15 protein-coding genes are annotated in these 12,323 nt (G+C 70.2%); 8 read left to right on the forward strand and 7 right to left on the reverse strand.

The window, feature by feature from the left end; translation table 11 throughout:
- The first annotated feature begins 54 nt into the window (after positions 1-54).
- Genes MKK68_RS11315 through MKK68_RS11325 form a run of 3 tightly spaced genes read left to right on the forward strand, consistent with a single transcriptional unit; the run spans position 55 to position 3,099 of the window.
- A complete protein-coding gene (locus MKK68_RS11315; RefSeq protein ID WP_147843085.1) occupies positions 55-1,677 on the forward strand; it encodes an ABC transporter ATP-binding protein in 1,623 nt (540 codons plus the stop codon).
- Positions 1,678-1,681: 4 nt separating this feature from the next.
- On the forward strand, positions 1,682-2,899 hold the full coding sequence (locus MKK68_RS11320) for a phosphopentomutase (RefSeq protein WP_244030418.1): 1,218 nt from the start codon (positions 1,682-1,684) through the stop codon (positions 2,897-2,899).
- 11 nt (positions 2,900-2,910) lie between these two features.
- Positions 2,911-3,099, forward strand: a complete 189-nt coding sequence (locus MKK68_RS11325) for a DUF1192 domain-containing protein (RefSeq protein WP_244030330.1) — start codon at positions 2,911-2,913, stop codon at positions 3,097-3,099.
- A 10-nt stretch (positions 3,100-3,109) separates the two neighbouring features.
- Here MKK68_RS11325 and MKK68_RS11330 read toward each other — a convergent pair whose 3' ends face one another.
- From MKK68_RS11330 to MKK68_RS11345, 4 genes are all read right to left on the reverse strand, one after another.
- Positions 3,110-3,829: a cytochrome c biogenesis CcdA family protein gene (locus MKK68_RS11330; protein ID WP_244030332.1), complete on the reverse strand. Its 720-nt coding sequence runs from the start codon at positions 3,827-3,829 to the stop codon at positions 3,110-3,112.
- 10 nt (positions 3,830-3,839) lie between these two features.
- Positions 3,840-4,229 (reverse strand): thioredoxin family protein, encoded by a 390-nt coding sequence (locus MKK68_RS11335; RefSeq protein ID WP_244030333.1) that lies wholly within the window; start codon positions 4,227-4,229, stop codon positions 3,840-3,842.
- A gap of 61 nt (positions 4,230-4,290) precedes the next feature.
- Entirely contained in the window at positions 4,291-5,109 is an 819-nt protein-coding gene (locus tag MKK68_RS11340) for a quinoprotein dehydrogenase-associated SoxYZ-like carrier (protein WP_244030335.1), read from the reverse strand.
- Between the two features lie 146 nt (positions 5,110-5,255).
- A complete protein-coding gene (locus MKK68_RS11345; RefSeq protein ID WP_244030337.1) occupies positions 5,256-5,558 on the reverse strand; it encodes a hypothetical protein in 303 nt (100 codons plus the stop codon).
- A 249-nt stretch (positions 5,559-5,807) separates the two neighbouring features.
- Here MKK68_RS11345 and MKK68_RS11350 point away from each other — a divergent pair, with 249 nt between their 5' ends.
- From MKK68_RS11350 to MKK68_RS11370, 5 genes are all read left to right on the forward strand, one after another.
- Positions 5,808-6,434: a TetR/AcrR family transcriptional regulator gene (locus MKK68_RS11350; protein WP_147727475.1), complete on the forward strand. Its 627-nt coding sequence runs from the start codon at positions 5,808-5,810 to the stop codon at positions 6,432-6,434.
- A gap of 83 nt (positions 6,435-6,517) precedes the next feature.
- Positions 6,518-6,988, forward strand: coding sequence for a DUF2852 domain-containing protein (locus tag MKK68_RS11355; RefSeq protein WP_147842950.1), 471 nt, complete (start codon positions 6,518-6,520; stop codon positions 6,986-6,988).
- A 125-nt stretch (positions 6,989-7,113) separates the two neighbouring features.
- Complete coding sequence (gene upp / locus MKK68_RS11360; RefSeq protein ID WP_147727477.1) at positions 7,114-7,749, forward strand: uracil phosphoribosyltransferase; 636 nt, start codon at positions 7,114-7,116, stop codon at positions 7,747-7,749.
- 81 nt (positions 7,750-7,830) lie between these two features.
- Positions 7,831-8,841 (forward strand): NAD(P)H-quinone oxidoreductase, encoded by a 1,011-nt coding sequence (locus MKK68_RS11365; protein WP_244030339.1) that lies wholly within the window; start codon positions 7,831-7,833, stop codon positions 8,839-8,841.
- Positions 8,842-8,963: 122 nt separating this feature from the next.
- Positions 8,964-9,269 carry a hypothetical protein gene (locus tag MKK68_RS11370; protein ID WP_243935416.1) on the forward strand — a complete coding sequence of 102 codons (306 nt, stop codon included), beginning with the start codon at positions 8,964-8,966 and terminating at the stop codon, positions 9,267-9,269.
- 25 nt (positions 9,270-9,294) lie between these two features.
- On the opposite strand, the gene MKK68_RS11375 is transcribed toward MKK68_RS11370, so the two are convergent.
- The 3 genes from MKK68_RS11375 to MKK68_RS11385 form a co-directional block, all read right to left on the reverse strand.
- Positions 9,295-10,176 carry a 3-hydroxybutyryl-CoA dehydrogenase gene (locus MKK68_RS11375; RefSeq protein WP_244030341.1) on the reverse strand — a complete coding sequence of 294 codons (882 nt, stop codon included), beginning with the start codon at positions 10,174-10,176 and terminating at the stop codon, positions 9,295-9,297.
- A 213-nt stretch (positions 10,177-10,389) separates the two neighbouring features.
- Positions 10,390-11,343, reverse strand: a complete 954-nt coding sequence (locus tag MKK68_RS11380; protein ID WP_147858070.1) for an electron transfer flavoprotein subunit alpha/FixB family protein — start codon at positions 11,341-11,343, stop codon at positions 10,390-10,392.
- Positions 11,344-11,409: 66 nt separating this feature from the next.
- A complete protein-coding gene (locus MKK68_RS11385; RefSeq protein WP_147842944.1) occupies positions 11,410-12,159 on the reverse strand; it encodes an electron transfer flavoprotein subunit beta/FixA family protein in 750 nt (249 codons plus the stop codon).
- Positions 12,160-12,323 lie beyond the last annotated feature (164 nt).

Genomic DNA, 12,323 nt, shown 5'->3' on the forward strand with positions numbered 1-12,323 from the left:
TCGGGCCGCCGCCGCGCTATAGAGACCGCACCTGCCCCGGAACGAACGCGATTGATGCCCGAGCCGCTGCTTTCCGTCGAGGATCTCTCGGTCGCCTTCCGATCGCGCGAAGGCGAGAGCCGCGCCGTCGATGGCGTGTCGTTCACGATCCTGCCGGGCGAGACCGTGGCGCTGGTCGGCGAGTCGGGATCGGGCAAGTCGGTCACCGCGCTCTCGATCCTGCGGCTCCTCGACGGCGCCGCCCACCATCCGGGCGGGCGGATCGTGTTCAAGGGGCGCGACCTGCTCGCCCTGCCGGAGCGCGCGATGCGCAAGGTCCGCGGCGCCGACATCACCATGGTGTTCCAGGAGCCGATGACCTCGCTGAACCCGCTCCACACCATCGAGCGGCAGATCGGCGAGGTTCTGGGATTGCACCGCGGCCTGTCCGGCAAGGCGGCGCGGGCGCGCATCCTCGAATTGCTGGAGCTGGTCGGCCTGCGCGATGCCGCGCGCCGCATGGGCGCCTATCCGCACGAATTGTCCGGCGGCCAGCGCCAGCGGGTGATGATCGCGATGGCGCTCGCCTGCGAGCCGGATCTGCTCGTCGCCGACGAGCCGACCACGGCGCTCGACGTGACGGTGCAGGCGCAGATCCTCTCGCTGCTGGCCGACCTGCAGAAGCGGCTCGGCATGGCGATGCTGTTCATCACCCACGACCTCGGCATCGTCGAGCGCATCGCCGCGCGGGTCTGCGTGATGCTGAACGGTCGGATCGTCGAGGCCGGCCCGGTCGCCGCGGTGTTCGCCGACCCGCAGCACGCGTACACGCAGCGCCTGATCGCCTCCGAGCCGAAGGGCCGGGGCAACCCGGTCGCGGCGGATGCCGAGGCGCTGGTCGAGGCCGGCCCGCTGAAGGTGTGGTTTCCGCTCAAGGAGGGCTGGCTCCGGCGTACCGCCGGCTACGTCAAGGCGGTCGACGGCGTCGCCCTGCGGGTCCGTGCCGGCGAGACCGTCGGCGTCGTCGGCGAATCCGGCTCGGGCAAGACCACGTTGGGCCTCGCGCTGCTGCGGCTGACGGCGTCGGAGGGGCCGATCGTCTTCCTCGGCCGCGACATCGAGACCTACGGCGTCGCGGCGATGCGGCCCCTGCGCAAGGACATGCAGGTGGTCTTCCAGGACCCCTACGGCTCGCTCTCGCCGCGGATGTCGGTGGCCGACATCGTCGCCGAGGGGCTGGTGGTGCAGGGCGTGCCGAAGCGCGAGCATCGCGCCATCGTCGCGCAGGCGCTGACCGATGTCGGGCTCGATCCGGCGGCGATGGACCGCTACCCGCACGAGTTCTCCGGCGGCCAGCGCCAGCGCATCGCCATCGCCCGGGCGATGGTGCTCGACCCCCGCTTCGTCGTCCTCGACGAGCCGACCTCCGCGCTCGACCGCTCGGTGCAGTCGCAGATCGTGACCTTGCTGCGCGACCTGCAGCGCACCCGCGGCCTCGCCTACCTCTTCATCAGCCACGACCTCAAGGTGGTGCGCGCGCTCGCGAACTACGTGCTGGTGATGCAGAACGGCGTGGTGGTGGAAGAGGGACCGGCCGACGAGATCTTCTCCCGGCCGAAGACCGCGTACACCCGCACCCTGTTCTCGGCGGCCTTCGCGCTGAAGAGCGACACCGTCGCCGACGTCGAGCCGGTCTAGGATGATGGCGCGGGCACTGCTCATCGTCCTCGATTCCGTCGGAATCGGCGGCGCGCCGGACGCCGAACGCTACGGCGACGCCGGCTCCGACACGGTCGGCCACATCGCCGAGGCCTGCGCCGCGGGGCGGGGCGACCGTACCGGCCTACGTTCCGGCCCGTTGCGCCTGCCGCATCTGGCCGCCCTCGGCCTCGGCCTCGCCTGCGAGGCCGCGACGGGTCGGATGCCGCCGGGGCTCGCGCCGCCCGGCGCGCTCGCGGGCGCCTGGGGCCACGCCGTCGAGAACGCGGCCGGCAAGGACACGCCGTCCGGGCATTGGGAGATCGCCGGCCTCGCCATGCGCGAACCGTGGGGATACTTCCCGGATATGCGGCCGGCCTTTCCCGAGGCGCTGACGCGCGACCTGATCCGGCTGGGGGACCTGCCGGGCATCCTCGGCGACCGCCACGCCTCCGGCATCGCGATCATCGATGCGCTCGGCGCCGAGCACGTCCGGACCGGCAGGCCGATCTGCTACACGTCCGCCGACAGCGTCTTCCAGATCGCGGCCCACGAGGACGCCTTCGGCCTGGAGCGCCTCTACGACCTGTGCCGGATCGCGCGCGAGCTCTGCGACGCCTACCGGATCGGCCGGGTGATCGCCCGGCCCTTCGCCGGGACGGCCGAGGCAGGCTTTCGCCGGACGAGCCACCGCCGCGACTTCTCCGTCGCGCCGCCGGCCGACACCCTGCTCGACCGCCTCCAGGCCGCGGGCCGCGACGTGGTCAGCGTCGGCAAGATCGGCGACATCTTCGCCCACCGGGCCACCGGCCGTGAGATCAAGCCGGGCGGCAACATGGCGTGCCTCGACGCCGCGCTCGATGCGCTCGGAAGCCTCGCCGATGGCGGGCTGGTCTTCGCCAACCTCGTCGACTTCGACAGCGAGCACGGCCACCGCCGCGACGTGCCGGGCTACGCCGCCGAGCTGGAAGCGTTCGACGCCCGCGTTCCCGACATCCTGGCGACGCTTCGCCCGGGCGACCTTTGCCTCGTCTCCGCCGACCACGGCAACGACCCGACCTGGCACGGCACCGAGCACACCCGCGAGCAGGTGCCGGTCCTGGCCTTCGGGCCGGGGATCGCGCCGGGCCCGCTCGGGCGGCGCGCGACGTTCTCCGACATCGGCGCCACCGTCGCCCGCCATCTCGGCCTGCCGCCCGGCGCCGGGACGCCGGCCTTGTGAGGAGTTTTGTTATGCGGGACGACGACGAGCGTGTGAAGCGCCCGGTCCGCCACGAGATCGGGCAGGGGATCGACACCCTGTCGGTGGACGAGATCGATCACCGGATCGCGCTGCTGCAGGACGAGATCCGGCGGCTCGAGGCGGCCCGGACGGCCAAGCAGGCGGCGCTCGGCGCCGCGGACGCGTTCTTCAAGCGCTGAGGCGGCGCGTTCAGTAGCGCGTCGTGAGCGCGTTCAGCCAATCCGGCGAGGCGTCGACCAGCACCGCCTCGATCCGCTTGTCGGCGCCGAGCACGATCACCAGCCCGGTGGCGACGAGGATGAGACCGAGCGCCGCCTTCATTCCCTTGCCGGCCCGCATCAACCGGTCGCGCCAGCGCATCAGGACGGATCGCGAGAGGGCGCCGAGGATCAGGAGCGGCAGGGCCGCGCCGAGGCCGAAGACCAGCATCGTCAGGCCCACCGCCCCGAGGTCGCGTCCCTGCGCCGCCAGGATCGAGGCGGCGCCGAGCGTCGGGCCGACGCAGGGGCTCCAGACGGCGCCGAGCAGCAGCCCGACGCCGAACTGGCCCCACAGGCCGGTGGCCGAGAACCCGCCGAAGCGCGCCTCGGTCCAGTTCGCGACCGGCCCAGCGGCGACCGCGAGGCGCGTCTGCGCCGACGGCACCAGCAGGACGATCCCGACGAGGATCAGCAGGATCGCGGCGACGCGGCGGAACACGTCGCCGTCGAGCCCGAGGCCGAAGCCAATCGTGGCGACGAACAGGCCGATCGCCACGAACGACAGGGCCAGCCCGCCCGCCAGCGCCGCCGGCCCGTAGCGATGCTCGGACGCCGCCGCCCCGAGCACCAGCGGCAGCAGCGGCAGCACGCAGGGCGAGAGCGTCGAGAGCAGTCCGGCGAGCAGCGCGAGGCCGAGGTTGACGAGCATCGCGTTCGGCCTAGAGGGTCTTCTCGACCAGCCCCTCGATCCATTCGGGCTGCGTCTCGCCGACCGAGCGGCCGGTCTCGACGGCGCCCTTGTAGGCGATCAGCGTGCTCTGCATGCGGACGTCGAGCTTGCGCAGCAGGTCCTTCTGGCTGTCGAAGTCGATGTCGAAGATCTGCAGGTCCTTGAAGCGCGGGTCGGCGCTGAGCTTGGCCAGGATCGGCTTCTGCGTCTTGCAGATCGGGCACCACGGCGCGCTGACCTCGACGAGGATCGGCTTGCCGGCCTTCTGCGCGGCGTCGAACGCCTCCTGCGAATAGAGCTTCATCTCCCCGGCCTGCGCCTGGGCGAAGGCCAGCGGCGCGAGGGCGAGGAGGGCGATGAGCGTACGGCGGCGTGTCATGAGCGTCGGATCCCCGGTTGGCGAAAGCCCGGCCCGCTCGGGCCGGGCGCGTCGTCGTCGATCAGTTGCTGACGGCCGGCACCGGGAAGGTGTGGTCGAACGTGCCGCCCTGGCTGTCGGTGGCCGCGACCGTGATCGGCGCGCTGCCCTCGGGGCGCATCTCGAAGCCGATCACCGGGTTCGACGAGATCGAGATGTCGCCTTCCAGCGTGAAGACGTTGCGCGCGCCCTGGCTGACGCTGATCCGGTCGAGGTAGCGGGCGGGCGTGTACTCGCGCGAAACCTGGTTCATCTGCATGCCGGAGAAGTTCGGGTGGCGGATCATCAGCGTCGCCGGCATCGCCTTGTCGGCGGTGAGGTCGGAGAACTTCATCCGCATGTCGCCCATGCCCTTCATCGCGTCCGCGTCGGTCATCCCCATCGGCGCCGAGCAGCCGCCCGATGCCTTCACGAAGATCTCGGACGCGACGAGGCGCCCGTCCTTGGTCTCGGCCACGGCGTGGACGTTGGAATAGGTGTTGACCCGCACCCGCATCTTCAGCTGCGCCGGGTCGCCGGCCGGCCCGAAGTCGACATGGGCGGCGAGCGGTGCCGGGTTGTCGTCGATGATGAGGTACAGCCCCTTCACTTGGTCCTTGTCGGCGACGGTGAGCGTCACCGGGACCAGGGCGGCGTCCTCGGCGCGCACCGGCATGTCGATCGACACAAGCTTGCCGGGCTCGACCTTTCGGTCGCCGAACACCTGCTTCTGCAGCTCCTGCCAGCGTGCCGCGCGCTCGGCGTCGCCGTCGCCGGCCGCCGCGAAGGCGACGCCGGCCGAGGCCAGCACGGGCAACGCGACGGCGAGGCCGACGACGGTCTTTTGGATGATGTGGCGCATGGCGTTTCCTCGTAATCTCTTCGTTCGTTGCATCGGTGCTCTTGATGGCACCGCCGTCACGATAGACTTATAGAGGAGATTGCCGAATTTGCCCGGTCAAAACATAGTGCGCCGCGCGTCGTGCCGAGCCGCCGGCACGGTTGCGCCTAAGATGCGTTCGGCTTGCGGAGCACCCGCTCGTCCACGACGAGCCGCTCGAGCTCGGCCTCGCCGACCGCATCCATCGGCGCGCGGATGCGGATCGCCCGCGTCGGCTCGTTGGCGCGCATCACCAGCACCACGGTCTCGATGTCCGGGCAGCCGGGGTCGGCGCAGGCGATCTCGTTGACGGTGATCGCATCCTCCGCGCCGAGCCCGAGGGCATCCGAGCATGCGACCTTCAAAAGCTTGGCGCGCTGAGCCTGCTCGGCCGAGCGCGCCCGCCACGCCTTCAGGCTGACGAAGGCCATGCTCTCGATTCTCCGTTCCGCGCCGAAGGGGGCCGCACGGCATCCCGAGCCCTGCCGATCACCGGATGAAACACTGTTGCATCGGGCGTGGCTGTCAAGCCTCACGCCCGCGTCCATCGTCGACTGGTAGACGCAACGATGTCGGGGAAAGCCGGATTTCTGGTAAGCTCGCACGATCGCCGAAACAAACGCGACGCTCGCTCGTAAACGTCGCGCGCCCGCGTCCGGGGTGCAGGTGAGGAGTACCCGGTGCGACCCTGGCGAGACGGACCCGCTGATCGACGTGGCTACCACCACGGCAACCTGAAGGAGGCGCTGATCGAGGCCGCGCGCCGCTTCATCGCCGAGCGCGGCATCGGCGGCTTCACCCTGGTCGACGCCGCCCGCCTCGTCGGCGTCACCCCGGCCGCGCTCTACCGGCATTTCCGCGGCCGCGAGGCGTTGCTCGAGGAACTCGCCGGTCGCGGCTTCGCGGATCTGGCCGAGCGGCTGGCGCGCGCGCTCACAGCCCGCGGCACCCCGCTGGAGCGCTTCACCCGGATGGGCGAGGCCTACCTCGCCTTCGCGGAGGAGGAGCCGGGCTACTACGCGGCGATCTTCGAGACCCGCGGCGTCCACGCCCCGAACGAGGCCGGGCCGCGCCCGAGCCCGTTCGACCTCCTGGTCGAGGCGTTGCAGGCGACCTTCCCCGACGGGTTCGGCGGCGTCGCCCCGCGCTTCATCGCGCTGGAGGTCTGGGCGCTTTCGCACGGGCTAGCGACCCTCGCGGCAGCGGGACACCTGCCGAAGGGGCCGGGCATTCCCGACAAGTACGAGCTTCTGCGCGCCGGCGTGCTCGCCCTCGTCCACGGCGCCGGAGCGGGCAAGCCGGGGTGATGCGCATCGCGCGTCGCACCCCTTGAAAGGCCTTCGCGCCACCCGCATGTTAACGCTGTTCACATGAACAGCGGAGCCTTACCGTGAGCACTTCCACTTCCTCCCCCTGGGCGAGCGGCAAGGTCAGCCGCTGCGGCCCGTTTCCGCGCCGCTCGATCGAGATCGGCGCGATCGTCGTGAGCTTCATCTACTGGTGGCCCGTCGGCCTCGCCCTGGTGGCGTGGAAGATCGCCGGGTATCCGGCCCTCGGGGAACTCCGCGACTACGCCAAGCGCGGCGCCGCGGGCTGGGAGGGCGGCACCGCCCGGGCCTCGCGCTTCGCCCGCGCATTCGAGGCCTCGAACCGCCGCGGAACCACCGGCAACTGGGCCTTCGAGGAGTATCGCAAGGCCGAGCTCGACCGGCTCGACGCCCAGCGCCGCGCCCTGCAGGAGGAGAGCCGCGCCTTCGCCGAGTTCGTCGAGGAGCTGAAGCGCGCCAAGGATCGCGACCAGTTCGACGCCTTCATGGCCAAGCGCCGCGCCGACGGGACCGACAAGTCCTTCACCGCCTGATCCCGATGCGCGACCGACGAGATCGAGGGCCTTCCGTGCGAGCGAAAGGCCCTTTTTCGTGGGGTTCGCGTTGCGCCCGGGATCGCCGTTCGGCAAAGCGGGAGGGCACGCGTCGGGAGGACAGGATGAGCCAGGCAACGGTCACGGTGGTCGACCACCCCCTCGTCCAGCACAAGCTGACGCTCCTGCGCGACAAGAACCGCTCGACGCAGGGTTTCCGCAACCTGCTCAACGAGATCGGGATGCTGCTCGCTTATGAAGTGACGCGCGACCTGCCGCTGGAGCCGGTGACGATCGAGACGCCGATCCAGACGATGGAGGGGCGCCAGATCCAGGGCAAGAAGCTGGTCCTTGCCCCGATCCTGCGCGCCGGCGTCGGCTTCCTCGACGGGATGCTGTCGCTGCTGCCCTCGGCTCGCGTCGCGCATGTCGGGCTTTACCGCGACCCGGAGACGCTCGAGGCAGTCGAGTACTACTTCAAGGCGCCGTCGGACCTCGCCGATCGCACGGTGCTGGTGCTCGACCCGATGCTCGCCACCGCGAATTCCGCCATCGCCGCGCTGACGCGGCTGAAGGCTCGCGGCGCGCAGGACCTGCGCTTCGTCTGCCTGCTCGCCGCGCCGGAGGGCGTCGCCCGGCTTCAGGCCGCTCACCCCGACGTGCCGATCTGGACCGCGGCGATCGACAGCCACCTCAACGATCACAGCTACATCGTGCCGGGCCTGGGCGATGCCGGCGACCGGATGTACGGCACCCGCTGAGACGCGCGGGCCTTGGACCCGGGCTTGCCAACGGAGCGTCCGGCAGCAACTAGGGGCGAACCCTCGCGAGGAGACCGCCCGATGACGACGACGCTGCCCGAGACCATGCGCCAGGTCTGCTTCAACGGAGCCGGCGGCCCCGAGGTGATCGGCATCGAGACGGTGCCGCTGCCGAAGGCCGGGCCGGGCCAGGTGCTGATCGAGGTGGTGTCGGCCGGCGTCAACCGTCCGGACGTGATGCAGCGCGGCGGCAAGTATCCGCCGCCGAAGGGCGCCACCGCAGTGCCGGGCCTCGAGGTCGCGGGCCGCATCGCGGCGCTCGGCGAGGGCGTATCCGGCCTCTCCCTCGACGACGAGGTCTGCGCACTTCTGATCAGCGGCGGCTACGCCGAGTTCGCGGTGGCGGAGGCCGGGCATTGCCTGCCGAAGCCCGAGGTGCTGTCGCTCGTCGATGCCGGCGGCATCCCCGAGACGTTCTTCACGGTCTATTCCAACGTGGTGCAGCGCGGGCGGCTCGCCGCGGGCGAGACCTTCCTCGTCCATGGCGGATCGAGCGGCATCGGCTCCACGGCGATCCAGATCGCCACGCACCTCGGCGCCCGCGTGCTGACGACGGCCGGCTCGGCCGAGAAGTGCGCGTTCTGCGAGTCGCTCGGCGCTGACGCCGCGATCAACTACCGCGAGGCCGACTTCGCCGAGGAGGTCCAGCGGCTGACCGACGGCAAGGGCGTCGACGTCATCCTCGACATGATCGGTGCGAGCTACCTCGCCAAGAACCTCGCCTCGCTCGCGATCGAGGGTCGCCTCGTGCTGATCGCCCTGATGGGCGGCAACAAGGTCGAGGCGCTCAACATCACGCCGATCATGATCAAGCGGCTCACCTTCACCGGCGCCACGCTGCGGCCGCGTCCGAACGCCGAGAAGGCGGAAATCGCCGACGGGCTCCGCCGCGACGTGTGGCCGGAGCTCGATGCCGGCCGCATCCGCCCGGTGATCCACGCGACCTTCCCCCTGGAAGAGGCGCAGAAGGCGCATGCTCTGATGGAGTCGAGCGCCCACCTCGGCAAGATCCTGCTCGTCACCGGCCGCTGAGGCCGAGCGCGGCCGTATCGGGAGGAACCCCCGGCGACGGACCGGCGTTTGCCGGGTCGAGAACGCGTGCCGCCCTTCGGCACGCGGCGACGCCCTGACGGCGTATCGGTGAGGTCCTTGGAATGGTCGAGAAGCTTCCCAATCAGAACGCGCGCCAGGGCGAGCGCGGCAAGTCGGTGCTGTGGGTGCTGGTCGGCAGCCTCGTGCTGCTCGCGGTCGCCACGATCGGCCTGCTGACGTGGAACGGAGCCAACGCGCCGAAGGATTATGCCAGCCAGAGCCAGGACGCATCGCGCAAGGAGATCACCGGGTCGGTGACGGGCTCGAGCAATGCGCCGGCGTCGAGCAACACCGGCGCCGTTCCGGCCGGAAACCCGACCTACCCGCAGCCGGCCCAGCCGAGCGCCAACGGCAACCAGCCCAAGTAGGCGATGAAAGCGACCCGGCCCGCGCTCAGCGGGTCGGGACCGGCGTCTCGCCGCGATAATCGTAGAAGCCGCGCTTGACCTTGCGGCCGAGCCAGCCGGCCTCGACGTACTTCACCAGCAGCGGGCACGGCCGGTACTTCGAATCCGCCAGACCCTCGTAGAGCACCTGCATCACCGACAGGCAGGTATCGAGGCCGATGAAGTCGGCGAGCTGCAGCGGGCCCATCGGGTGGTTCGCGCCGAGCCGCATCGCGGTGTCGATCGATTCCACCGAGCCGACGCCCTCGTAGAGCGTGTAGATCGCCTCGTTGATCATCGGCAGCAGGATGCGGTTGACGATGAAAGCCGGAAAATCCTCCGACATCGTCGAGGTCTTGCCGAGCTTTGCGATGAACGCCTTGGCCGACTCGTAGGTCGGGTCCTCCGTGGCAATGCCGCGGATCAGCTCGACGAGCTGCATCACCGGCACCGGGTTCATGAAGTGGATGCCGATGAAGCGCTCGGGCCGGTCGGTCGAGGCGGCGAGCCGGGTGATCGAGATCGAGGACGTGTTGGTGGCGATCAGCGCATCGGGACGCAGCGACGTGCACAGCGTCGAGAAGATCTGCCGCTTGGTCGCCTCGTTCTCGGTCGCGGCCTCGATGACGAGGTCGCAGGGGCCGAGGTCGTCGTAGCTGCGGGCGGCGACGATGCGCTCGCGGACGTCGCGGCGCTGTCCCTCGTCCATCGTGCCCTTCAAGACCTGGCGGGCGAGGTTGCCGTCGATGTTGGCGAGGCCGGCGTTCAGGCGGTCGGGATCGCGGTCGTTCAGCAGAACGTCGAGGCCGGCCGCTGCGCAGACGTGAGCGATGCCGCTCCCCATCTGCCCGGCACCGATGATGCCGACCCGCTTGATATCGATGCCCATCTGTCGATCCATGCCCCCGACGCCGACGACCGAAGCGGTTGTCGAGCTGCCCTACGCCGCACGGCCCACCATCCGACGCCAAAGCTGGAAGGACTGTGCGGCGTTTCTTTTAGACCCTTCGTCGGCCCAAGTGGAACCCGTCGCGCACGCGATCGCGCGACGGGTTCGACCGGGTGACCCGATCCGACGACCTTCGGATCGCGACGAACGACTTCAGTTGCCCTTGGCCTTGCCGATCTCGGCCTGCAGTTCCGGCACGATCTGGAACAGGTCGCCGACGAGCCCGTAATCCGCCACCTGGAAGATCGGCGCGTCCTCGTCCTTGTTGATCGCGACGATGACCTTCGAATCCTTCATGCCGGCCAGGTGCTGGATCGCGCCGGAGATGCCGACGGCGACGTAGAGGTCGGGCGCGACCACCTTGCCGGTCTGGCCGACCTGCCAGTCGTTGGGGGCGTAGCCGGCATCGACCGCGGCGCGGGAGGCGCCGACGGCGGCGCCGAGCGAGTCGGCCAGCGGCTCGATCAGCTCCTTGAACTTGTCGGCCGAGCCGAGCGAGCGACCGCCGGAGACGATGCTCTTGGCCGCCGCCAGCTCCGGCCGGTCGGACTTGGCAATCTCCTCGCCCTTGAAGGTCGAGCCGCCGGCAGGGGGCGCCGCCGCCGTCACCGCCTCGACGGGGGCCGCCGCTCCGCCCTCGCCGGTGGCCTTGAAGGCGGCGGTGCGGACGGTGATCACCTTCTTGCCGGCGCCGGCCTGGACGGTCTGGATCGCGTTGCCGGCATAGATCGGGCGTTCGAACGTGTCGGGCGACACGACCGCCATGATGTCGGAAATCTGCGCGACGTCGAGCAGGGCGGCGACGCGCGGCAGGATGTTCTTGCCGGTGGTGGTCGCCGAGCACACGATCGCGTCGTAGGGCTCCGCGATCGCGACGATCAGCGCGGCGACCGGCTCGGCGAGGTCGTGGTCGTAGGCCGCGTCCTCGGCCAGCAGCACCTTGTCGACGCCGTCGAGCTTGGCCGCCGCGTCGGCGGCGGCCCGGCTGCCGGCGCCGACGACGAGGGCGTGGATGGGGGCGCCGAGCTGCTTGGCGGCGGTGAGCGCCTTCAAGGTGCCGTCCTTGATCTCGGACTGGCCGTGCTCGACGAGGAGGAGGGTGGTCATCGGTTCAAACCTCGGATCTCGGATGAGGCGCGCGCTCGACCGGATGCGGGAGCGCGCGCTGCGGGACTAGATGACGTTGGCCTCGGTCTTCAGCTTCTGCACGAGCTCCGCGGCCGAGCCGACCTTGATGCCGGCCGAGCGGCCCGGCGGCTCGGCGGTCTTGAGGACCTTCAGCTTCGGGGTGACGTCGACGCCGAGGGCGTCGGGCGCCATCTCCTCGAGCGGCTTCTTCTTCGCCTTCATGATGTTGGGCAGCGAGGCGTAGCGCGGCTCGTTGAGGCGCAGGTCGGTCGTGACGATCGCCGGGAGCTTGAGCGACACCGTCTGCAGGCCGCCGTCGACCTCGCGGGTCACGTCGAGGCTGCCCTCGCCGGCCTCGATCTTGAAGGCGAAGGTGCCCTGCGGCCAGCCGAGCAGCGCCGCGAGCATCTGGCCGGTCTGGTTCGAATCGTCGTCGATCGCCTGTTTGCCGAGGATCACCAGCTCCGGGTTCTCCTTCTCGACGATCGCCTTCAGGATCTTGGCCACCGCCAGCGGCTCGCAGACCGTGTCGGTCTTCACCAGGATCGCGCGGTCGGCGCCCATGGCGAGCGCGGTGCGGAGCGTCTCCTGGGCCTGCTGCGGGCCGATCGACACCGCCACGATCTCGGTGACCTTGCCCTTCTCCTTCAGGCGGATCGCCTCCTCGACGGCGATCTCGTCGAAGGGGTTCATCGACATCTTGACGTTGGCGAGCTCGACCCCGGAGCCGTCGGCCTTGACGCGGATCTTGACGTTGTAATCGACGACCCGCTTGACGGGCACCAGAACCTTCATGGCGGTCTACTTCCTCCGCGGCCGGATTGTTGTGATCGGCGAATTTCGGAGCGCCTTCGCAGGCGGCTCGCACAGGGCGCGGACCGTAACGGCCACATTTCCGCCTTGTCAACGCGGCGCGCGCACGCGCTTTCGAAAAGCCGCGGACGGTCGGCGAAGGGAAT

The organism is Methylobacterium sp. E-016 (assembly GCF_022829745.1).
Lineage (GTDB): Bacteria > Pseudomonadota > Alphaproteobacteria > Rhizobiales > Beijerinckiaceae > Methylobacterium.